This is a genomic window from Peribacillus sp. NPDC056705, assembly GCF_043656335.1.
Genome location: NZ_JBHTYI010000011.1, coordinates 73,828 through 96,031, shown reverse-complemented (window position 1 = coordinate 96,031; position 22,204 = coordinate 73,828). Strand labels below are relative to the sequence as shown.

Below are 22,204 nucleotides of genomic sequence, written 5' to 3'. Positions count from 1 at the left end.
CCGCTTATGGAAAAGGATGCGGATGCGGATTGAGCTGTTCGAATTCAAGCCGCCGTTCAGCATATCCAAGTTCCATCGGAACCCTCAGTATTCTCTCAAGCCCCGTTATGCGGGTAAGATGATGGCCGAATGTCATCGGCAGCATCCCCGGTATCAGCACTTTCACGCAATGTAATCCATTTCGTGCAATTTCCGGTGTCGTCTGATCCACCACAATCACCTCGAGTTGCAATCGGCGAAACTCCTGAAGGATTTCCTGCAAGTCTTCCGTCAAGTCCGAATGGTTCACCTTTTCCCCGAATTCTTCAGCGAATGTTCGCATTGGGCGGTCATCATCCAGCAGAAACTGCAGTCGCTCTTCGGCTTGCGGTAAACCGTACAGCATGCCATGATCATCCATTTTCCGTACCAGTGAAGAATCATGCAGCATTTTCTCAACCTCATCCAGATTCTCTTCCAAATTATCGTCAAGTGTCAGCATCATGCCAGCCAACTCGAAGACCGCGCTTTTCACGGCCCGGATCGGGTCCAGATGGGCCCCTGCCGCACATATGATATTCAATCCTTTTTGTTTCCTGTTTTTAGCCAACGCCCATACGCTCGGGATACCATGTTCCATGGTCGAATTAAACAGATGGATATCATACCCAGCTGCCGCCCTCGCCCTGTCAATCATCAGCTCAAGTTCTTTATCATTTGCAGAATAAGGGTCAAGACGTGTGAGCGGCAGCTGCGCATACCAGGTCAGAAGAAACGAATCACGTTCGACCACTTCCATGATGCCGTAGAAAATGGACTCCTCCAAGCTTCCCCCTAAAGCACAGCCATTGGAAGTTTCATAGACAAACCCATGACCGCAGCCCAAGCTGTAATAGGAAAGCAATTCCGGGACCAAGATCGGCCGCTCTTGCAAAAATGAGTGGCCCCATACCCAATCTATCGAGCGGTCAGGATTAAACGGTTGAAACGGGAAATCCCGCTGTGCGTAATTTTCCTTCGAGTGTACCCCTATCCTGATCGGATCGAGCGCAAAATCCTTAAGGTTGTTGTAACTGTCATGTATGACTGTCCGTTTACCGCGGGGCTCCATACCGCAATATCTTTCCAATCCCTCCAATATGGCCGTCATCTCACTGGCCGCATATGAGAGAGTACGGCCTGCCGCCCCCTCATCTCCTATGAATAAAGGCAAATTAACACTTACATCGGCAAATGGCGGCACAAGGTCAATCATTTTATTATTCAAGAAACCTGTGCGATGGTCCAAGTAATCCTTGGCCAGAACTTCATTCAGGTCTTCCATTGAACGGGTACGGTAACTGTCGGGACTGATTTTCGGGCTTGGCTGTAACGTAATTCTGGCCCGTTCCTTCGAGTCATCAGGTAATGTTGAGCAAACCAGACACAATGGATCTGGTAAAAATGAGTGCCACGAGCCATTCAGCGTTTTCAAGTTGATGATTGATACTCGCCCTTCCGAACAGGCGCGTTCTCCTTTCATCGCCTTCCTTACCTCTGCACAAATCAAGTGGGCCATCTGTAAAAGGCCTGTGCGTGATGCAGCCGCATCACGATCCATCCCCCCATTTTCCTCCAGCTGTTTGCGGATTTCCCACATTTCTTTTCGATCACGCCCGGCCATGAGATGCCTTTGGTCCGCACATTGTGAGCAGCCAGGAACATCCGGGCGCACCAACGGACCTATCACTCCCTCTCCAAATGAAACGAACCCCCGCAGCCATGGAATGCCCGCTTGCCTTATCACCTCTTCCGCCTTTAAATGGACAGCTGGATTCCAGGCATCTTGCAGCAGAAGGACCATAGCCGTCGTTTGCGGTATTCCTGCCTCGAAATCGGTTTGGCGATTCACCTGATATTGGCCGGACAGGTCCCCATGAACATGGTCGGCCAGCACTCCTTCCCCGACAACCAATACGTCAGTTTTCACCCTGATTCCTCCTCTCGCAAAAGCACCCCAAACACTCCTGCCATTTCTTCCTTCAAGAAAGTTTCCAGTTCTAATTCGAAAACGAAGATTCGCTTCTTATTCTTCTTCAAGACTTGAATGGCGGACTTTAATATCTCGGAATCCCCCGTCACCCCGCATGAAGGAATCACAAGATTCAAGGGCTTTTCTTCCTTAAGCACAGGCGATGCCACTAAATCTGGAGCTGTGAGGCAAACGGTCTGGTTTTGGACTTTCATGACGGCCTTTTGCAACGCGTTCCGTAATGCGACCGTTACATTCAAACCGACAGCTCCGGACCAGCCGTCGCTCGTTCCTGCCCAAACTACCGGGAAACCGGACACTTCCTCACCCAATGCGATGATCGGTTCTCCTTGCAGACGGGTCAGCGCTTGGAGATAATACCTGCAGCGTTCATCCTCCACTTGAGCCAACTGCACCGACATGAGTTTCTCCTGGTTGAACCGCTTATTGTCAAGCTCTTTATCCAAATAGCTTTGCAGTCCACGGCAGACACATTCAGCAAATGTTTCCCCTGCTCCGATACCGACGGCCGACTCCTTTATATCTTCTGCCCCCTGAAGCGGTGTAAGAGTCGGAATGAGCTGGCTGAGTGTTCGGGATACATATGCTTCAACTCCTGAAAGACCGGATTCCCTTCTCGCTTCCTCATGCGTCAGATCTGAACGGATGATTTCGGGCAGCAGTTCGGCCGGACCGGACGACAGCGGATCAACAACCTGAACTCGGCATTGGGCCAACGGCAGCTGTTTTAAATCTCCCTCATCCCAACGATGGAAGATCCCGGCTTCCGAGGATGTCAATCGGCTGAAATACATAAACACCTTACCCGGCTTACTCGGTTCCGATTTCTGTTCGAGCCGCTGATCAAAATCTTCAATCCATGCAGCAGTCCCCTTTCCCGTCACTCCCGGGTGGGGAATGAATGGATGCCATTTTCCCTCCATTGTATCCATATCCAACAGATAAAATTGATTGGCTTGTTCTGCTGCCGTAACGCCTGTAGCCTCTTTAAACCATTCGAATACCATTATATTGGCCAACATCGCTCCGGCTGTCGCGGAAAAGGAAGATGGTGCCTGAATCTTTTCCAGCTCAGCTTGATGTAAGCGACGCCAAGCAGACTCCCAACACCCCTTGGAATCCGGATGGACAAGCGGACCAGCCATGCCTACTTGATTGATGATCAATGCAGGAAACAGGATCTTTTTCCCTTGCCTGCAAACCGAATGAAGTTCTCTTAACTCCTCTATATCACCCTCTTGTGACACATATAAAATCGTGTCAAAAGGCTGCACGATTTCCTGCCATTCAATCTCTTCTCCCTTTTCAAGCACGACCTCCCCTATGGAAACCTCGTCGTCCGTCTTACGCGCATGCGCCACGATTTCATTCAATCTTTTTCTATTGGTCGGTACCGTGTCCGTAATGAAGATTTGGAATGCGGGCAATCCGGATTCCAACAGCGAGGACACCAATGAAAGGAACAATGGGCCAGAGCCTATGGCCAACGCCTTCTTCTTTCGATAAGTTTCAAAACGGTAAGCCCCGGAATCGCCGCAGCTTTCCAGGAACTCGATTTGTGAAGCATACCTTTCAAGTACTTGATTCCTCAATTGATGGGGACTTTCCTGACTTACATCCCGTACAAACCCATTGCCGTACAAAACCTCGGCAATTTCCATCACCCTGTTCCGGTATGGGCCCGGCAATCCATCCGTCAACTCTCCCAATGTATGGTTTCCGTTGAACATCGGTAATAGCTTTTCAATCCACTGGACGATCGAGCCGCCCTCCATACGGAACGAACTTATGTTATTCCTGAAATACACACCTCTATTCGGTTCCGGAAGAAAAAACGTATCTCTCTTCACCTTCAAACGCATAGAAGGGGTCAAATTCACCATTCCGCTCCTCCTAACCCGATGCATTTTAAGTACTGCTATTAGCACAGCACTTCACTTTAATCCTATGTACAACAATTTGTCCCTTATGTCTAATGCAATAAAGAAAAGTCCCTGTACATGCAGGGACTTCCTTTAGTAAATCTGGATACTTAACCGCCGCAACGTCCGCAACGACCGCCGCAACCTCCGCAGCGTCCGCAACCCCCGCAACGGAACCCACAACCTCCGCAACCTCCGCAACGACCGAACCCACAGCCCCCAATAAAGCAACCAACGCAACCAAAACAACCAAAACCGAAACCAATGAGTCGGGAATCGTCAGCAGCATATCCTGGCTGGAACTGGCTTTGATCCCAAGGAACTGGCTGAGTCACCTGGAAATCATCGACATACAGGTTTTGCAATTGATTTTGAAATTCATACATATTATATAACCTCCGTTTATTATTTATAAGGTAGTGCTTAGAACAGGAAATCTGAACGAAATGGTCAGGGAATTGATACCACGTCAAATACTTCCTTCAACAAAATATGTCAGGGGAGTGGGTATTGCCACTGATTATAGCGCCTAATTTCTGCAAAAGCCGTTTACGATGAATACCTGGACGATCATTGAAAAAAAAGAAAACCAGAAGGTTAACACCCTTCCGGTTTTCTTTTTTTCCTTATTTCAATAGGACGATCCTTTATGTATAGCCATTACTTTCGAAGTCGTCTTAGTTCTGCAGCTGTTCATAACGATTCCAGTTCACCGATTTTTCCAGCACGATTGATATCAATACGCCCATTATGAGCCCATTCGTCAAAAATGGCTGTAAAAGCGTGGGAACGTTCGAAAATGCATTAGGCAGGATGTTCATCAAGCTCACTCCAATCAATACTGGTACGGCAAGCCTGAATATCGTGTCTGAAGTGAAATGCTGGCCCTTGACGCTATTGAAAGCCGTACCGAACAGCTGAAGGTAAGCAACGAACAATACTGCATTCCCGACTGTTATCGGCATGGTGGCCAGGAAAGCGATGAAAGGAGGAATGAGCCCAATTATGGTCAATAGCATGCCTCCAAGCAAGAAGGGCCTCCGCTCATAGATTTGAGTGCTCTGCAAAAATCCGATGGACGAAGTAAAAGGTGTATACGGAACAAGTCCAAGCAACGGAGCGAAAATGGTAAAACCGCCAGTCATGAATAAAGAATTCCGATACTGCTTGTGTTCAGCTTCATCACCGATTAATTCCGATGCGGCTTGAATGGAAGCGAACGTGTTACACAAATTCAGTAATCCTGCAAAAAAGGAAATCGCTATGATCCCGAATTCCAGATTTGGAGCACCTAATGGGAAAAGTGAAAAAGCGGCACCCGTCGATCCCATTTCTCCCCCGGCCTCCGGAAATAGCAGCTCGTAAAAAATCCATCCCACCATAATCCCGATCAATATAGAGAAATTGCTTAAGGTCCTTGGTCCTTTTATCTTTAATATACTTACTAGAAGTACAATCCCCACTGATAGGAAACTGACCGGGATGTTAATTTCCCCATTCTCCGTAATCCCAAGCATCCCCTTGAAAAAGACAAAGATGAGCTGGAACGTCAGAAGGAATAAATAAACCGTCATGACCATGGGGGTGAAAATCTTCTGGACAAAAGAAATCAGGTTGAAGGCAGCAATAATGAGGGTCACGACACCAGCTGCAATGAGGCCAGTAGCAATTCCCCCTCCTATTTCGGCATAACCGAGCCCTAAGGATGGTGCTGATAACCCTAGATTCAGCATCACTCCCCACAATAGACCGGAGTGACCTTCCATGAGTGGATACTTATGCCCCTTCCACCCCTGAAACACGCAAGCGATCCCGGTGAAAATGAGCGAGCTTCTCATGGTCATTTCCGTAACATCGGGAGGCAGATCAAAAGCTGCGCCAATCGATATGGGCACTACTACCGTATTTGCAAAAATAAAAAACAACCATTGAAAAGAAGAAAATAGAGTCACAGAAGAACTCCAACTTTTCATAGATTCCATCTCCTTTGAACATGATACTTTTCAAGCTCATGGTGAATTTCAATTGCCCTTCCATTGAAAAAGGCGATAAGACAGCACCATGCTAATAAACGCGGTCCCCGGATGGGGCATGCGATATGATAACGTTACCATTAATAGTAACAAAGACTGCGGCTCCCTGCTAATTTGTTGGCTTGACTAAGGCTGCAAGGCAAATGGACAGGGATAAGCGAGACTGTTTAAAATATATTTGTGTAATAACGACAATGACACGGAAGGGATTCCTTAACCAATATAGAAAAAATCACTTCCACAGCATATAACATAAGTAAGTAAAAGTACATGGAAGCGGAAGCCGTTCCATAACCAAAACGAAAAAGGAAATCCGGAAGTATCCGGAAATCCTTTTTCGATTAGTCTTACCTTTCAATTGACTGCTTTTGTTTATACAGTGAACCGGAAACTACGTTTCCTTTATAAATGACTGCTTTACGTTCAGAACGCCTGGCAATTGCCTCTGCAGAACAGCTTGCGTCAATTAACACCAGACTTGCGGCATCTCCCGCTTTCGGCCATACCTGGTTACCCTTTTCGTCCAACGGGGTTTTTCCGCCGGTTATATACCCGAGTGTCCGGGAAAGTGAAACTTCATCGATCCATTTGAAACGTTCTGCGAGCCTTCCTGCTCTCTCCAAGATGTCACCATTCCCAAGAGGGGACCATACATCAAAGATATTATCATTTCCTACTGATACTTCAACCCCTCTTTCATGTAATAAATCAACAGGGGGCATCTGCCTGTTAATAGGGACACTAGTGACGATGGAAATCCCCGCATCCCTAAGAATGTCAGCCAAATCATAGGCTTCTTCCTTGGATACGTCCCCGATACCGAAAGCATGGCTTAATGCTACCCTGCCTTCCCAGCCGGCCTGCTTGGTAAGAGCTGCCAAGCGTTTCATGGTGAACGTGCCCAGATGGCCTGGATCATGCAAATGCAAGTCCACATCAGCGTTCGCTTCCACTGCCAAATCCATCAATTGAACCAGCGATGCTTCAATATTGTTATCGACTGTTGCTGGATCGACCGCCCCGACGATTCCTGCCCCGTTTCGCAATGCCTCCCTGACAAGTTTGACTGAACCGGACCGCAACAATCCGTGCTGCGCAAATGCGACTATTTCTGAACTGAGTCTATGAGAATAGCCAGCAAGCGCCTGCTGCACTTGCTCTAAGTTTTGCAATCCCACTTCAGGATAAATATCAACATGGGTCCGTATATGTGCAGAGCCGGAAGCTAAAAGGATTTCCAGTAAAGATTCTGCACGTTTACATGTGCTTGTTGCTATGGAAGGCAGAACCCGCTTCTCATTTTCAAAGCGTTCAATGACACTTGAAGAAGGAGTGCACGCTCTCCAAACATCCCCCATCAGTGTCTTATCAAGATGAACATGCTTTTCGATGAAGGATGGTAACGCCAGCAACCCTTTTGCATCCTCCACCGGTAAATCATCATGTATGGCTTCCCCATCTTTGACAACCTTCGCAATCCTTCCATCCTCCATCAACAGATGAAATAGCCCGGTCATCGTTCCTGTAACTCTTTCATTCTCTATCTTGTAACCACATTCCAAACGAACATTCTTTAACCAATAGATTGTATTCATGATCTTCATCCCTTCTTGAAATAGACCTTCAATTCGACTTCAAGGCAGATTCGCGATCGAGTCCGCCGTAAACCAGATTTCCATTGACCATAACCGCAGCACGCTTCGATCTCCTGGCAACTGCCTCGGCAGCACAAGATGCTTCGACAAAAACCATACTAGCGTCATTTCCCACATTCGGCCATAAACGATTTCCTTCAGGGTCCAGTGTCTTGATCCCTCCCGTAATGAATTGGAGCGATTGGGACAATGCATACTCGTCCTTCCAGTTGTACCTCTCGGCCAATCGGCCTGCCTTTTCCAGCATATCCCCTGTACCAAACGGAGACCAGGAGTCATAAAAGCCATCGCATCCAAGGGCAACATGGACACCTTTTTCATGCAGTGAATCAATCGGGGGAATGACCCTGTTGATCGGAACTGTAGACATGATGGCTACCCCCAGTTTTGATAGTTCACTGGCCAGTTCATTTGATTCTCCTATTGAAACATCACCAAGTGCAAAAGCATGACTGATGGCCGCTCTGTTTTTCCACCCTGCTTCATCGATCAAAGAAGCGAGTTTCTTGATCGTATATAAACCTAGATGACCGGGATCATGTATATGAATATCAATATCCGCATCAAATTCAACTGCCAAATCGACCATTTCATATAGGGAAGCTTCTATATTATTATCCACGCCGCCAGGATCCAGGCCGCCCACCAAAGACGCCCCTTCTTTCATCGCTTGTCTCATCAACCCTTTTGAATTCGTTCTTAGCAGTCCATGCTGAGGGAAAGCCACGATCTCGTATGACATTTTCCCTTTGAAACGATATAATGCACTTTGAATCTCTTCCAAGTTCTTCATACCGATGTATGGATCGATGTTAACATGCGTCCTTACATGCGTCGCCCCGCCGCTTAACAATAGTTGAAGCATCCGTTCAGCCCGGAGCCGACCGGTTTCAGCCAGTTCAGCAAGCTCTTTTGCTTCTAACTTTAAGCGTTCGATTAAATTCGGAACCGGAATGCATGATTTCCATGGCAGTCCTAAATAAGTCTTGTCAAGATGATTATGCATCTCCTTGAAAGGAGGAAGTGCAAGCAGCTTTCCCGCGTCGTGAACAGGATCAGCCGTTTTCAAAGGCATACTTGAAGCTAATTGCAATTCCTTTATGACCCCATTTTTTATATACATGTTGTATGAAGCTGTCTTCGTCCGGTCAATCCGTCCATTCTCAAAAACAAATCCACTATCAAGTGTAACGTTTGTAAGCCAGTATGCTTCATTCATCAAATCACTCTCTTTAATAGAAGATTAAACACCTGTCGTTTCAAAAGATGAAATAGATCCGCTAACAACCTTGCCTCTGAAGATGACAGCGGCACGCTTTGCCCTTCTAGCCACCGCTTCCGCAGAACAGCTGGCTTCAAGCAACACGATATTCGCCTCATCCCCGACATTAGGCCACGCCTTGATCCCGTCCTTGTTTAATGGGGTCTTCCCTCCTGTTATGAATTGCAGGCTTTGCGCTAAGGAACGTTCTTCAATCATGCGAAATCTCTCGGCAAGGCGACCGGCCTTTTCCAGATTGTCCCCGATGCCAAAGGGTGTCCAGTGATCAGTGAGGCTGTCATTACCCAATTCCACCTTCACCCCTTTTTCATGAAGAAGGGGAATCGGGATCGTTCTGAAGATCGGCACTGTGGATGTAATCGATATTCCTGTTTCCGAAAACCTTTCGGCTATGCCCGCTGCCTCCGGGACTGAAAGATCTGCCAAACCGCTTGCGTGGCTGACCGTGACCCTTCCTTGCCAGCCTGCGTCTTCCGTCAGTGAAGCGAGGCGCTGCATGGTGAAGAGTCCAAGGTGATCCGGATCATGTAAATGGACATCGATATCGGAATTGTGTTCGACCGCGATATCCATGATCGTTTCAAGTGATCGCTCTATGTTTTCATCAATGGTGGCGGGATCGACGCCGCCTACCAGATTCGCGCCATTCTTCATGGCCTCCCTTATCAAACCGACGGAATTGCTGCGTAATAGTCCATGCTGTGGGAATGCGACGATTTCATACGTCAATTTATCCTTATATCCTTCCAGTGCCTGAATGGTGGCCTCCAAGTTTTTCAGACCGATGACGGGGTCAATGTTGCAATGTGTGCGTATATGGGTAGAGCCGAAGTCCAATAATAAATCCAGCATTTTTTCCGCTCTTACTTTAGCGGTAGGCAATAATTCCGGCAGTAGGACCTGCTCTTCTTCTATCCGGGTTTTCACGCCATTAATGGCAGGCATGCAAGCCTTCCACGGACCGCCATAGTAGGTTTTATCAATGTGGATATGCATTTCCTTAAACGAGGGGACCATCAGGAGACCGTGAACATCATGCTGTGGGTCCTGATCCGTTATCGATTCCTTTGCCAATATAATCGAGGATATTTTTCCATTTTCAATCTTGATGTGGTAATTTCCGGTTTCAGTGCCGGTGATCGTTTCGTTTTCATTATAAGTAAACCCATTTTCCAAGCATACATTCGTCAGCCAATACGATTGAGACATTAAACTCACCCTTCCACTCCAGATTGAATATGCATCACTTTCATTATAGTTCTAAAAATCAACAAATCATTTCAGAATTTTTACTCGTTTTTATGTTATTTTTACTTATTGCGCCAAAGAAAGAGATTCACCCTAAAATGGATGAACCCCTTTCATCTTATCTTCCCATCACTTTATCGTTACGTCATTTATCTCCAGATAGCCTGAAGGACTGATTGAAAATCCTTTTACTTCTTTAGCGACTGCAGCAACATTTTCTATGACCCTTACAGGAATATACGGGGTGTCACCCATCTCGATTTCCTGTGCCTCTGCGTATAGTTCTTTGCGTTTCCCCTCTTCTTTTTCCTTCCTGGCGGCATCTATTAAACGATCAACCTTTTGATTGCTGTAAAAGAATGTATTTCCTGCCGCTCCCTGTGATTCCGTATGAAATAGGTTATATTGATTATAATCGGCATCCCCGGTCGCGTTTCTCCAACTGATGATGAACATTTCCGATTGCCCTTTATTCACTTGCTCCACGAACGAACCGTACTCCATCACCTGTACCTTCAAATTAATCCCTATACCTTTTAGTTGGGATTGCAGGACCTCGGCCAAGTTAACTCTTTCTTTGCTGTCCATTGTCAGGATGGCTGCATCCAGGCCGTCTGAATATCCGGCTTCGGCCATCAGTTTCTTCGCTTCCTTCAGGTTGTAATCATAGGCTTCGAGGTCTTCGTTGTAACCGAAAACTTTAGATCCCATCAAGGAGTTCGCCTTCACCCCCACATTATTAAAGACGCCCTTGATGATCGAGTCCATTTCAATGGCATGGGCGATGGCTTTACGGACCCTTACATCATTGAACGGTTCTTTATTGACATTGAACCCTAAATATTCGGTACCATACCCTTCACTGCGGTAAACATCCATTGCCGGGGAAGATTCAACCTGGTCCATGACGGCTACAGGAAGAGGCTCTGCGATTTGCGCTTCACCGGTTTCAATCATCGATATCCTCGTGGAGTCTTCAGGGACGACCTTGAAGATGACCTTGTCCACTTTTGGCTCGTCTCCCCAATAGCTGTCGTTTTTCGTCAATGTGATTTCCTGTCCTGGGGACCATGAATCAAAAACGAAAGGACCGGTTCCATTCGGTTCCTGGATGATCTTTTTGCCATACTTTTCAATCGTTTTCGGACTGATGATTCCGCCTTCGTGATTCGCCAATATGGAAAGGAGAGGGGAAAATGGTTCCTTTAAAATGAATTGCACGGTAAATTCATCAACCGGTTTCACCTCTTTTACCATTTCGAACACGACTGCCCTCGGAGATGCAACCAACGGATCTAATAGTCGATCAAACGTCTTTTTTACTGCGTCTGCATTAAATGGCGTGCCATCATGAAACTTTACATCTTCCCTAAGCTTGAATTCCCAGGTCGTGTCATCAATTTGCTTCCATTTTTCTGCTAGCATTGGCTGTATCTCACTATTCTCATCCCGTTGTACAAGACCTTCATAGACTTTATGGTGAGTGACGCTAGCGGCGTTAATCGTGGACATGAACTGCTGATCCAAATTCTCAGCGTCGGATAAGCGGGCAATGACCAATGTACCCCCTTCTTTTGATGCCCGGTTCGGATCACTTGCCGTTGTGTTTACGTCATTGTTAGAAGAACAGCCCGTAATGATGATAGCCATGATCATGACTAGAAAAAGCTTACCTGTCCCACGTTTTAACCCCATGGTCTCTGCCTCCCAATTTCATTTTTTGAATATTTATCTAATTATAGGAAATATTCTGACTATTTTTTTCGAATATCTTTACTATGTTTTTCATTTTCTTTACTTGTTATCAAGAATTGCTTCCGTCTCGCTTATCGATTCCACGACCTTGAATGATGGCTTAAACATTTCTTTCTCCGCAAGCTCCTGATAATCCCTTTCCATATATCCTCTTCTCATCTTCTTAAAATATTGTTGTCCCTTATATCTGATTTCCGTTAAATCCAGATTGGGGATCATTTGATCCTTCATGACTACTTTTCCATTTATGATCGATAATTTAACGTCCCTCCCAGACCCGCTTACGAACATGGTTCGAATGGGATCATCGATCACACCCATATGAAAACCGCCCAAGTCAATCGCGATGATATCCGCCTTGGCCCCCGCAGCGATGCGTCCTAAATCGTTCCTGCCAAGAAAAGCGGCCGCATCAAGTGTGGCTGACCGAAAGAAATCGGCATAGACAGAGCCTTCCGTTTCTCCTTCCACCATCCGTGAGAGCATGCTGCCTGTCCTGACGTTCTGGAACATATCAGGAGGGAATGTGTCCGTTCCAAGGGCGATATTGATCCCAGCACGTTTATATTCAGCGAAAGATTCCAGTGCCTCCCCATGCCTCCCGATGATCAGGGGGCAATGAATCACCGTTGTATTCGTTTCAGCAAGCAAAGCCAAGTCATCACCCTGTCCATATTTCGCTTTACTATATCCTGAAACAAAGTGGGCATGCGGGATCCCTGTTCTTGGACCGAGAAAGCCAAGATCGTACAAATATCTGATCGGTGTAACTTGATGGGCATTCCAGATGGTGTTGAATTCAAAACTTCCTTGTGCAGCATGCAGCTTTATGGGTATGTCCAATTTTTCGCTGTAATATTTAATCTGTTTTAATTGATCTGCCGTTTGGGACTCTATACGTTCTGGGGCAAGCATCCCTCTGACCATGCCTTCATACGCTCCATCGAATTTTTCCACAAACTCGACCGCTTTCCGTAATCCCGCTTCCCCGGCTTTTTCATCCCAATGCAGTTTAATATTCCCGTCAGGCTGGACGACCCTCATTCCTGATTGGAAACTCGGACCAAGGTAAATCCTTAACCCCAATCCAGCTGCATGTTCTGCCGCAGCTGCCAATTCATCATAGGTTTCAGCCCAGTTTTTATAAAAAACGGAAGTAATGGGCATCGCTGTCGTCACGCCATGAAGGATGAGTTGTGAATAAGCATAGAGTGATTTAAAAGCTTCTTCTTCCCCGGTCATTAATTCAGGATGTCCTCTTTTTATATGATTCTCTGACCATAGAAGGTTTTTCTGTCTGTCGGCATCAGCTTCAAAATGTAAAATATCATGGTCAATGTCCCCTAATGCATTTAAATCTATGAACCCGGGACTGATAATGGCGTTTCCGGCATCCATTACTTCGTCCACTTCTCCTGGATAATTTTTTCCGACATACAGAATCGTGTCTTTTTCATAAACGATTTCGGCGTTTTCCAAAATGACATGATCGCGTCCATCATACCCAATTACATATCTTCCTTTAAGCTTGGTTTTCATCTTATTCCCCTTTCACCATCGCGGCAGTGTCTTCTTCTCGTTCGTCATATCGCTTTTCATCTACATATGCCCTGGCATGGCCCCAGAAATATTTCGTCGGTTGCATATACTTTTCGAGCCCCGCACGCTTTATCGTTGAATATGCCTCCTCATTCGCTTCATCAAGCACTGTACTTTCATGGACCGTCCGTACATTCCTCCCTTCCATGATCAATTTCCCATCCACGATGACATGCTCCACATCATTCGCCACTGCTTGAAATACAAGCCGGTGAACATGCATGAATTCAGGGGTCAGGTGAGGCTGATGCAGATTGACCGTAATGACATCCGCTTTTTTCCCGATCTCAAGGGAGCCTATTTCATCATCCCAGCCAATGCATTTCGCAGCATCTATCGTGATCATTTCCAACAGCTTGCCTGGCGGTAAATAATAGTAGTCCCTAAGTGCTGCCTGGTGAACGAACTGTGTTTTCCTCATTGCCTGAAACATATCGAAACTTGTGGAAGGGGAAGTCCCATCCGTGGAGATTGCCACAGTTGCACCCATCTCCAATAATTCAGTTATCGGGGTACGGGCATGAACCTGGCCAAATCCAGGTGATGCACTGACGTTGGTACCTGTTTCTGCCAGTATTCTTGCCTCATCGAAGGAAATGCCCCGACAGTGCTGCAAATGGACATCCGGACCCAATAGGGCATTTTCCTTATCCTGTATCGCTAAATGAATCATCCCGCCAAAGGCATCAGAGTGAATGCGTGTATTATATTTCCTGGCAATCTCCCTAATTTTCTTCGCTTGATAAAGGTCATGATCATTCAGCCCATAAAGTCTGTCAGGAGATGTGGGATTGGAGGGATCCACGGATGTCACGATGACAAATGGTGTTATGAAGGCTCTGGTGCGGTCTTCATTCGCATGGTTCAGCGCCTCGATGACAGCTTCCGCCCCCTGTAGCACCTCTTCATAGGTAACTTCCTTCACCACCCTCTTTCCGTCAATCCACCGGCTGAATGAATGGGGCCATGGGGGGTTGCATGGCCCTGTGCATACCACTTCCCTGATCCCCACTTCGGCGTATGCTTTTGCATGATTGATGGCAAAAATCGGTTCATCGGACCGCGGCATGGATCCTAACACGCTCACCCCGGTTGTCACTCCCGCCTTTAATCTCTCAAGTGAGGATAGCTTTCCTTCGTAATACCAAAAGTCATCTGTAACAAAATGCTTGTACGCATTCGTCATGATGGGCATCCAAAAATCAATATTTTCCATTGCGATCGTTTTGAACATGGAATGTCCCCCATGCCCATGAACATCTATCAATCCCGGCAATATGCATTGATGGCTGCAATCGATGACTTTTACAGCCTCATACTGCAATTTCAGTTTTTCGCTGGAATCAACGGCTAAAATCCTTCCTTGATGTATGGCGACGGCGCCATCCGGCAGAATTCTCCTGTTTTGATCCATGGTTATCACGGTCCCATGGATTAGCAATATATCGATCATATTTTCCCCTCCTAATTGAGAAGACAGCATAACATCCTTATGCTGCCTTCTTTTTGTGTTGAATGCCTACTTCACGGTTACGTCATCAAGCATTAAATAATTTGCCGGATTCAGCCAAAGCCCTTGAACCGTTTCGCCATATACGGCCAAGTGTTCATAATTACGGATCGGAACATATGGAACTTCCTCCCTTTCAATTGCTTGTGCCTTGGAATATAGTTCCTTACGTTTATCGCTATCCGATTCTTTACGTGCATTTTCAATCAATTTATCCACTTCCGGGTTGCTGTAGAATGCACTATTTCCCGCTGCACCTTGGGATTTGCTATTGAAAAGATTGAATTGATTATAATCTCCATCGCCGGTGGCATTGCCCCAGCCGCCTATCGCTACCTGGTGCTCGCCCTTGGCTGTCGCGTCAATGTAAGCCCCATACTCAAGGACTTGAATCTTGACCTTGATTCCGATTCCTTTTAACTGGGATTGAATCACCTCGGCCATATTGATCCTTTCCTTACGATCGCTCGTCGTCAGTGTAAACTCCAAACCATCCTTGACACCCGCTTCAGTCAAGAGCTTCTTCGATTCATTAATATCATAGTCGTAGCCTTTTATATCCGGATCATATCCAAACACCTTTGGGCTCATTGTCGAATTTGCCCTCGTACCGATGTCGTTATAAACCCCTTTGATGATGGAATCCACCTCGATGGCATGAGCGACCGCCTTGCGGACCCGCACATCATCAAAAGGTTTTTTCTTAACATTGAAGCTTAAGTATTCAACGGCAAGTCCCTCCGTGCGATATAAATCCATCGTGCCCGAAGCTTCGATCCTATCAATCTCCGTCACCGGCACTTGATCTGTCACATGTGCTTCACCCGTTTCAATCATCGCAATCCTCGTGGCATCTTCAGGGACGACCTTGAATACCACTCCATCGATCTTAGGCTTATCCCCCCAGTAATCCTTGTTTTTCGAAAGTGTGATTTCTTCACCAGGCTTCCACGATTTAAACACGAATGGCCCTGTCCCAACAGGGTTTTGAGCCAATTTGTCACTATTTTCCTTAATCGCTTTAGGGCTGATGATGCTTCCTTCATTACTCACTAAAATCGATAACAGCGGAGCATAAGGATATTTCAGCCTGAATTGTACAGTCGTTTCGTCAACGACTTTGATTTCTTTGATCATTTCCAATTTACCAGCCTGCGGCGATGCTGTTGCCGGGTCCAGTATCCTGTCGAAATTGGTTTTCACCGCTTCGGCATTGAATGGAGCCCCATCATGGAATTTCACTCCCTCCTGCAATTTGAACTCCCACGTGACATCATTCAGCTGTTTCCACTCTTTTGCGAGCAGCGGTTTAGGATCCATATTTTTGTCAGGAACGACCAATGTTTGATAAACCTTTTCATAAATGACGTTTGCCGATGGAATGTCTGTTATGAAATGAGGGTCCAAGGTGGTCGCATCAGATAGTCGCACGACGATCAGCGTTCCTCCTTCTTTCGCTTTTTCCTCTGTTTCCTTGCTGCCGGTTTGTTCTGCTGCACACCCTGATAAAACGGATGAGATGCCTATTAAAGAGGCAAAAAGCAACCCAATCATACCTTTTCTCATTCTATTTCCTCCCTTTTCATCCTCCCTTTGTTTCTCCAAGTAACGTTCAGCTATGGGTACATCGGGCTTATGTAAATTATAAAAAAAAATGAAATAGTATATTTTCAGAATCTTTACTCATTTTTTAATTATCTTTACTGCTTTTCCGCATCATATTTACTTCAATTCCTTTTTTGAATAAATTGAATGAAAGAAAAGGAGGAAGTCCAATGAAGCCAGAGGTCGTAATCAATCATAACGAATTGAATGTAAACGAAAGAAAATCTCCGAAACTAAGACACTGGAAAGCCTTTTATAAAAAATTCAAACGAAATAAATTGGCGTTGGTAGGCGGGTACATCGTACTTTTTTATATTTTATTGGCTATCTTTGCACCTTTGATCTCACCGCAGGATCCGTATGAAATTGATTTGGTCAACAAACTCCAGCCTCCGTCAGCCGAACATTTGATGGGTACGGATGATAAGGGAAGGGATATTTTAAGCAGATTATTATATGGGACAAGGCTTTCATTAACTGTCGGGTTTGTCTCTGTATTCTTCGGGGCGTTCATTGGGATACTTCTCGGGTTAACAGCCGGGTATTACGGAAAATGGATCGATACCGTCATCATGAGGATTGTCGATGTTCTGCTGGCTTTCCCGGGAATTTTGCTTGCCCTAGCCATCATCAGTGCCCTTGGTCCAAGTTTAATCAATGTAATGGTAGCGGTCGGCGTCTTTTCCATACCGATGTTCGCCCGGATTGTACGCGGTTCCACATTGTCAGTCAGGAAGCTGGAATATATCGATGCCATTCGTGCATTGGGAGCCACTGATATCACGATCATATGCAAGCATATTTTTCCGAATATTCTATCACCCGTCATCGTTCAAGCCACATTACGTCTGGCAACGGCCATTCTGTCGGCAGCCGGATTATCATTTCTGGGACTGGGAGCCCAGCCGCCCTCTCCAGAATGGGGAGCGATGCTGAGCAGCGGTCGGGATTACTTGTTCAGCGCCCCCCACATCGCTTTGTTTCCGGGGATAGCGATATCAACACTGGTACTTGGTTTCAACATCTTCGGGGATGGACTTAGAGATGCCCTGGATCCAAGAATGAAAAAATAAGGAGGAGAGAAAATGTTCGTATTTATTATCCGACGGGTGCTCCAAACCATACCTGTATTACTGGGAGTGAGTCTTGTTGTGTTCCTCATCATGCAAATGGTCCCTGGAGATCCGGCAACACTGCTTGCAGGTGAAGGAGCGACTAAAGAAACGATTGAATCGCTGCGGCATGAGCTTGGCCTGGATCGTCCAATCCTCTATCAGTACGTCGACTATATCTTTCATGCGGTTCAAGGTGACTTCGGGGAATCTCTCCGCAGCAGCCGCCCTGTTTTGGACGAAATCATGGTCCGTTTGCCCATCACCCTTGAACTGGCACTTGCCAGCATTTTCATAACCGTCGTCCTTGGAATGATCGCAGGAATCATCTCGGCCACCAAGCAATACTCGGCAGCTGACATTTCCATCATGATCGTTGCTTTACTGGGAATCTCGTTACCTAGTTTTTGGCTGGGCCTCATGCTTATCTACTTCTTTTCCGTGAACCTTCATTTGTTTCCGGTTTCAGGTTGGGGAACTTTCAGCCACATGATACTCCCAGCCATAACCCTTGGGGCCGGCGGAGCGGCCATTGTCGCCAGGATGACCAGGTCGAGCATGCTTGAAGTCGTTCGCCAGGACTACATCCGGACCGCAAGAGCCAAGGGATTGAAAGAATATATCATCATTTATAAACATGGCCTGAAAAATGCGCTTATCCCCGTCATTACAGTCGTTGGCCTCCAGTTCGGTGCACTCCTTGGCGGCACGGTATTGACAGAGTCCGTTTTTGCCATCAATGGACTTGGGAGATTGATAGTCGATGCAATCAGAACGAGGGATTTGCCGATGGTCCAAGGCGGGGTCCTCATCGCTTCCGTTATCTTCGTATTCATGAATTTAGCAGTGGATGTCCTCTATCGATACTTTAACAAAAGAATAGACTTGAACTAAGGAGGTATGATGATGAAACAGGTTGATGATAAAATACTGGAGGTAAAAAATCTGCAAACCCACTTTTTCACTGACGAAGGAACGAGTAAAGCAGTCAACGGAATCAGTTTCTCCCTTAATAAAGGGGAAACGCTTGGAATCGTCGGGGAGTCGGGAAGCGGGAAAAGCATAACATCGCTATCATTATTAAGGCTCATTCCATCTCCGCCCGGCAAGATTGCCGGTGGCAGCATCCTTTTTAAAGGGGAGGATTTGCTTACGAAGTCTGAAAAACAGATGCGGTCCATACGCGGCAATGAAATTTCGATGATATTTCAGGAGCCGATGACATCATTGAATCCCGTATATCCAGCGGGCGAGCAAATTGCGGAAGCGATCCGGCTCCATCAAAAGCTGGGAAAAAAGGAAGCATGGAATAAAGCGGTCGACATGCTTCGGCTCGTCGGCATCCCCTCACCTGAAAAAAGGGCAAAACAGGAGCCGCATGAGCTAAGCGGCGGAATGAGGCAAAGGGTCATGATTGCCATGGCACTTGCCTGCCACCCTGAGGTTCTGATAGCGGATGAACCTACAACAGCACTGGATGTGACGATCCAAGCCCAAATCCTTGAACTGATCAAGACGCTGCAAAAGGATTTCGGGACGGCTGTCATTTTGATCACCCATGATTTGGGTGTCGTATACGAAACCTGTGACCGGGTTGCCGTCATGTATGCAGGAAAAATCGTCGAATACACTTTGGCCAAGGAAATATTCACAAACCCAAAACATCCATACACCATTGGCTTATTGAACTCCCTTCCGCGTCTGGACATGGACCAGGAAGAACTGGCTACAATCCCCGGGACCGTTCCAAGTCCTTACAACATGCCCAAGGGCTGCAGCTTCGCTCCCCGCTGTGCACATGCGAGGGACATTTGTAAACAAGCCGTTCCGGATCTCCAGGCTATCGGTCCCAGCACCGAGGTCAGCTGCTGGATGTTCACCTCCCAATGGGAGAAGGAATATGACGCTCAAGAGAAGGTGGGAATGTAATGATGGGTGTACCAGCTGCAGAGAAAAAGGTTCTGCTTAAAGTGGATCAATTGAAACAATACTTTCCGATCAAGGGCGGGTTTTTCGGAAGGACCATCAATCATGTAAAAGCCGTTGATGACATTACCTTCGATATCCATCAGGGCGAGACCTTAAGCATAGTCGGCGAATCCGGCTGCGGAAAATCGACTACCGGAAGGGCCATCCTTCGATTGGATGAACCAACAAGCGGGAGCATTCACTTTCAGGATAAGGATTTACTGAGTTTAGGAAAAAAAGAAATGAGGCGTACCAGGAAGGATCTGCAAGTCATTTTTCAAGATCCATTCGCCTCCCTTAATCCGAGACAGACGATCGGCCAAATTCTCAGAGAAGCTTTGGCCATCCAAAATGTAGTACCTAAAGAAAACCGAAAAAGCCGGATTGAAGAATTATTGGGACATGTCGGGCTGAGACCGGAATCCATGGAAAGATACCCGCATGAATTCAGCGGCGGCCAGAGACAGCGGGTCGGCATTGCACGGGCTCTTGCAGTGGACCCAAAATTGATCATATGTGACGAAGCTGTATCTGCTCTGGATGTCTCCATTCAAGCACAAGTGCTGAATTTATTGAAATCCTTACAGCGCCAGTTCGACCTTACCTTCCTTTTCATCTCACATGATTTAGGCGTGGTCAGGCATATCTCGGATCGGGTGATGGTCATGTATCTCGGAAAGATAGTCGAAATAGCCGATAAAAAGTCCATTTTCGAACAGCCGCAGCATCCATATACAAGGGCATTGCTATCGGCCATCCCAGTACCGAATCCTGTGCATGAAAGAGAACGGATCCTCTTGACGGGTGATGTCCCCTCGCCCATCGACCCTCCAAGCGGCTGCCGCTTCCATACACGGTGCCCTTTTGTACAGGATATCTGCAAAACACATCTGCCTGAACTAAAAAGAACGGCACAAAATCATCAAGTCGCTTGTCACATTGTGTCATAAGCTGTAGATTTCCGGAGGGGTCTTTAGTATGATACTAATAAACAGAATCATTCAAGTTATTTAAAAATATAACCAGCAGAGGTTCACCATGCTAAGTTACGAAGGATTCACATTAATTATCATGCTCTTCATTTTAGCTCCCATCATGGGGGCTATCGCTCTTTTATTTCTATTCATATTCGAGAAAAGGATCGACCTTCTTGAAAATAAAAACAAAGAGATCCGCCTGGAGCAAGCACTGCAAGAAGCACAGTATAATAAATTGAACCAGCAAATCCAGCCACACTTTTTGTTCAATACACTGAATGTCATACTGGGCTTGGCCCGCCTGAACAGGACGGCTGAATTGATACGGGCCTTAGAGGCATTTTCGCAATTCCTGAAATTCAAATATAAAGCATCAGAACCATTGATCCCCCTTTCCCAGGAAATCCAGTATACCCAGCATTATCTCGACATCCAGACCCTTCGCTTCGGTGATCGGCTCAAGATTGACATGGAGTGCCCAGAACCATTATCAATCGCACTGGTCCCGCCCTTCATCCTCCAGACATTGGTGGAGAATTCGTTTAAACACGGTTTGGAAAAAAAAGTGGGGGAAGCCCTGCTGCATATCCGGTTCCATCTGGATTCGCAGATGGTATATCTGGAAGTGGCGGATAATGGATTAATGGGAAATGAATCTTCCGTTACGGACGAGGGCGGCCATGGCCTGGATAATATCCAAAAACGTCTATATTTGTATTTTAATGACCGTGCACAATTGAATATCGCTTCTAATGAATCGGGAACTAAAGTAGAGGTATCATGGCCACTTGTTTTTGAAAAGAAATTGGAGGAGGCGGAGCCGGAATGAATGTATTATTAGTTGATGACGAACCATTGGTCCTTGAACAAATGGAATATATGATTCAGTCCATATACCCTTTTTGGACGTTTCACAAAGCTGCTGATGCCTGTCAGGCACTGACCCTCAACCAAAATCATAAAATCAACCTCGCTTTCCTGGATATTAATCTACCGGGGCGATCGGGTCTTGAATTTGGTGAAGACCTAAGGGCACTTAACAAAGAAGTCGAAATCATAATGGTGACCGCGCATCAAAGTTTCGATTATGCCCAGCAATCCATCAGGATAGGCGTGGTTGATTATTTAACGAAACCCGTCATAGAAAGTGATTTGCATAAAGTCCTGGCCAAGTATGACAAAAGGGAATCTTCTCAAAACTATTCAACCCTTATTCACCATTCACTTTCATTCATTCACGAAAATTATGCCGAAAAACTTTCCCTTTCGGACATCGCTCGTGAAGTGCATACCAACCCGACTTATTTAAGCAGGAAATTCCATGAAGAAGTCGGCACTTCCTTTTCGGAATATTTAATGCACTATAGAATAAAGGCCGCTAAAAGGGCCTTAACCAATAACACCAGCTGGAGCATATCCGACGTCGCTGAAAACTCAGGCTTCAATAGCCAGCATTACTTCAGCACTTTATTCCGGAAGATAGAGGGAATCACGCCCAAGGAGTTCCGCGAGAAAGGAAAATGAACA

The 22,204-nt window shown here is 46.3% G+C and carries 17 protein-coding genes; 6 read left to right on the top strand and 11 right to left on the bottom strand.

Going from position 1 to position 22,204, the window contains the following annotated elements:
- Positions 1 to 4: 4 nt before the first annotated feature.
- The 11 genes from ACFRAK_RS15625 to ACFRAK_RS15575 all read right to left on the bottom strand — a co-directional run bounded on the left by ACFRAK_RS15625 (position 5) and on the right by ACFRAK_RS15575 (position 16,581).
- Positions 5 to 1,948, bottom strand: coding sequence for a TOMM precursor leader peptide-binding protein (locus tag ACFRAK_RS15625; RefSeq protein WP_387603483.1), 1,944 nt, complete (start codon positions 1,946 to 1,948; stop codon positions 5 to 7).
- A complete protein-coding gene (locus tag ACFRAK_RS15620; protein WP_394572039.1) occupies positions 1,945 to 3,894 on the bottom strand; it encodes a putative thiazole-containing bacteriocin maturation protein in 1,950 nt (649 codons plus the stop codon). Before ACFRAK_RS15620 ends, ACFRAK_RS15625 begins: the two co-directional genes overlap by 4 nt.
- Positions 3,895 to 4,043: 149 nt before the next feature.
- On the bottom strand, positions 4,044 to 4,319 hold the full coding sequence (locus tag ACFRAK_RS15615; protein WP_387603478.1) for a heterocycloanthracin/sonorensin family bacteriocin: 276 nt from the start codon (positions 4,317 to 4,319) through the stop codon (positions 4,044 to 4,046).
- A gap of 291 nt (positions 4,320 to 4,610) precedes the next feature.
- The gene (locus ACFRAK_RS15610) at positions 4,611 to 5,906 is read right to left on the bottom strand and encodes a uracil/xanthine transporter (protein WP_387705156.1); all 1,296 of its coding nucleotides are present in this window, start codon (positions 5,904 to 5,906) and stop codon (positions 4,611 to 4,613) included.
- Positions 5,907 to 6,313: 407 nt separating this feature from the next.
- A complete protein-coding gene (locus tag ACFRAK_RS15605; protein ID WP_394572038.1) occupies positions 6,314 to 7,561 on the bottom strand; it encodes an amidohydrolase in 1,248 nt (415 codons plus the stop codon).
- A gap of 28 nt (positions 7,562 to 7,589) precedes the next feature.
- Positions 7,590 to 8,840 (bottom strand): amidohydrolase family protein, encoded by a 1,251-nt coding sequence (locus ACFRAK_RS15600; RefSeq protein WP_387705160.1) that lies wholly within the window; start codon positions 8,838 to 8,840, stop codon positions 7,590 to 7,592.
- Positions 8,841 to 8,864: 24 nt separating this feature from the next.
- On the bottom strand, positions 8,865 to 10,112 hold the full coding sequence (locus ACFRAK_RS15595) for an amidohydrolase family protein (RefSeq protein WP_394572037.1): 1,248 nt from the start codon (positions 10,110 to 10,112) through the stop codon (positions 8,865 to 8,867).
- Between the two features lie 168 nt (positions 10,113 to 10,280).
- Positions 10,281 to 11,846, bottom strand: a complete 1,566-nt coding sequence (locus tag ACFRAK_RS15590) for a glutathione ABC transporter substrate-binding protein (protein WP_387603463.1) — start codon at positions 11,844 to 11,846, stop codon at positions 10,281 to 10,283.
- Positions 11,847 to 11,945: 99 nt separating this feature from the next.
- Positions 11,946 to 13,445: a chlorohydrolase family protein gene (locus tag ACFRAK_RS15585; protein ID WP_394572036.1), complete on the bottom strand. Its 1,500-nt coding sequence runs from the start codon at positions 13,443 to 13,445 to the stop codon at positions 11,946 to 11,948.
- Position 13,446: 1 nt separating this feature from the next.
- Positions 13,447 to 14,958 (bottom strand): amidohydrolase family protein, encoded by a 1,512-nt coding sequence (locus tag ACFRAK_RS15580; protein ID WP_394572035.1) that lies wholly within the window; start codon positions 14,956 to 14,958, stop codon positions 13,447 to 13,449.
- 66 nt (positions 14,959 to 15,024) lie between these two features.
- Positions 15,025 to 16,581 carry a glutathione ABC transporter substrate-binding protein gene (locus ACFRAK_RS15575; RefSeq protein WP_394572034.1) on the bottom strand — a complete coding sequence of 519 codons (1,557 nt, stop codon included), beginning with the start codon at positions 16,579 to 16,581 and terminating at the stop codon, positions 15,025 to 15,027.
- Between the two features lie 209 nt (positions 16,582 to 16,790).
- On the opposite strand from ACFRAK_RS15575, the gene nikC reads away from it, so the two are divergent.
- The 6 genes from nikC to ACFRAK_RS15545 all read left to right on the top strand — a co-directional run bounded on the left by nikC (position 16,791) and on the right by ACFRAK_RS15545 (position 22,201).
- Positions 16,791 to 17,693, top strand: coding sequence for a nickel transporter permease (gene nikC, locus ACFRAK_RS15570; protein WP_192206511.1), 903 nt, complete (start codon positions 16,791 to 16,793; stop codon positions 17,691 to 17,693).
- A gap of 12 nt (positions 17,694 to 17,705) precedes the next feature.
- A complete protein-coding gene (gene nikB / locus ACFRAK_RS15565; protein ID WP_387603448.1) occupies positions 17,706 to 18,626 on the top strand; it encodes a nickel ABC transporter permease in 921 nt (306 codons plus the stop codon).
- Positions 18,627 to 18,638: 12 nt separating this feature from the next.
- A complete protein-coding gene (locus tag ACFRAK_RS15560) occupies positions 18,639 to 19,661 on the top strand; it encodes an ABC transporter ATP-binding protein (RefSeq protein WP_394572033.1) in 1,023 nt (340 codons plus the stop codon).
- Positions 19,661 to 20,650 (top strand): ABC transporter ATP-binding protein, encoded by a 990-nt coding sequence (locus tag ACFRAK_RS15555; protein ID WP_394572032.1) that lies wholly within the window; start codon positions 19,661 to 19,663, stop codon positions 20,648 to 20,650. The genes ACFRAK_RS15560 and ACFRAK_RS15555 overlap by 1 nt, the downstream gene beginning before the upstream one ends.
- 88 nt (positions 20,651 to 20,738) lie before the next feature.
- Complete coding sequence (locus ACFRAK_RS15550) at positions 20,739 to 21,506, top strand: sensor histidine kinase (protein WP_192206514.1); 768 nt, start codon at positions 20,739 to 20,741, stop codon at positions 21,504 to 21,506.
- Positions 21,503 to 22,201, top strand: coding sequence for a response regulator transcription factor (locus tag ACFRAK_RS15545; RefSeq protein ID WP_260286924.1), 699 nt, complete (start codon positions 21,503 to 21,505; stop codon positions 22,199 to 22,201). Before ACFRAK_RS15550 ends, ACFRAK_RS15545 begins: the two co-directional genes overlap by 4 nt.
- The last annotated feature ends 3 nt before the right edge of the window (positions 22,202 to 22,204 follow it).

What these genes read in the sequence shown, in the direction of transcription:
- ACFRAK_RS15620 (WP_394572039.1), bottom strand. Translation starts at nt 3,894, where the DNA reads ATGGTGAATTTGACCCCTTCTATGCGTTTGAAGGTGAAGAGAGATACG.
- ACFRAK_RS15615 (WP_387603478.1), bottom strand. Translation starts at nt 4,319, where the DNA reads ATGTATGAATTTCAAAATCAATTGCAAAACCTGTATGTCGATGATTTC.
- ACFRAK_RS15610 (WP_387705156.1), bottom strand. Translation starts at nt 5,906, where the DNA reads ATGAAAAGTTGGAGTTCTTCTGTGACTCTATTTTCTTCTTTTCAATGG.
- ACFRAK_RS15605 (WP_394572038.1), bottom strand. Translation starts at nt 7,561, where the DNA reads ATGAATACAATCTATTGGTTAAAGAATGTTCGTTTGGAATGTGGTTAC.
- ACFRAK_RS15600 (WP_387705160.1), bottom strand. Translation starts at nt 8,840, where the DNA reads ATGAATGAAGCATACTGGCTTACAAACGTTACACTTGATAGTGGATTT.
- ACFRAK_RS15595 (WP_394572037.1), bottom strand. Translation starts at nt 10,112, where the DNA reads ATGTCTCAATCGTATTGGCTGACGAATGTATGCTTGGAAAATGGGTTT.
- ACFRAK_RS15590 (WP_387603463.1), bottom strand. Translation starts at nt 11,846, where the DNA reads ATGGGGTTAAAACGTGGGACAGGTAAGCTTTTTCTAGTCATGATCATG.
- ACFRAK_RS15585 (WP_394572036.1), bottom strand. Translation starts at nt 13,445, where the DNA reads ATGAAAACCAAGCTTAAAGGAAGATATGTAATTGGGTATGATGGACGC.
- ACFRAK_RS15580 (WP_394572035.1), bottom strand. Translation starts at nt 14,958, where the DNA reads ATGATCGATATATTGCTAATCCATGGGACCGTGATAACCATGGATCAA.
- ACFRAK_RS15575 (WP_394572034.1), bottom strand. Translation starts at nt 16,581, where the DNA reads ATGAGAAAAGGTATGATTGGGTTGCTTTTTGCCTCTTTAATAGGCATC.
- nikC (WP_192206511.1), top strand. Translation starts at nt 16,791, where the DNA reads ATGAAGCCAGAGGTCGTAATCAATCATAACGAATTGAATGTAAACGAA.
- nikB (WP_387603448.1), top strand. Translation starts at nt 17,706, where the DNA reads ATGTTCGTATTTATTATCCGACGGGTGCTCCAAACCATACCTGTATTA.
- ACFRAK_RS15560 (WP_394572033.1), top strand. Translation starts at nt 18,639, where the DNA reads ATGAAACAGGTTGATGATAAAATACTGGAGGTAAAAAATCTGCAAACC.
- ACFRAK_RS15555 (WP_394572032.1), top strand. Translation starts at nt 19,661, where the DNA reads ATGATGGGTGTACCAGCTGCAGAGAAAAAGGTTCTGCTTAAAGTGGAT.
- ACFRAK_RS15550 (WP_192206514.1), top strand. Translation starts at nt 20,739, where the DNA reads ATGCTAAGTTACGAAGGATTCACATTAATTATCATGCTCTTCATTTTA.
- ACFRAK_RS15545 (WP_260286924.1), top strand. Translation starts at nt 21,503, where the DNA reads ATGAATGTATTATTAGTTGATGACGAACCATTGGTCCTTGAACAAATG.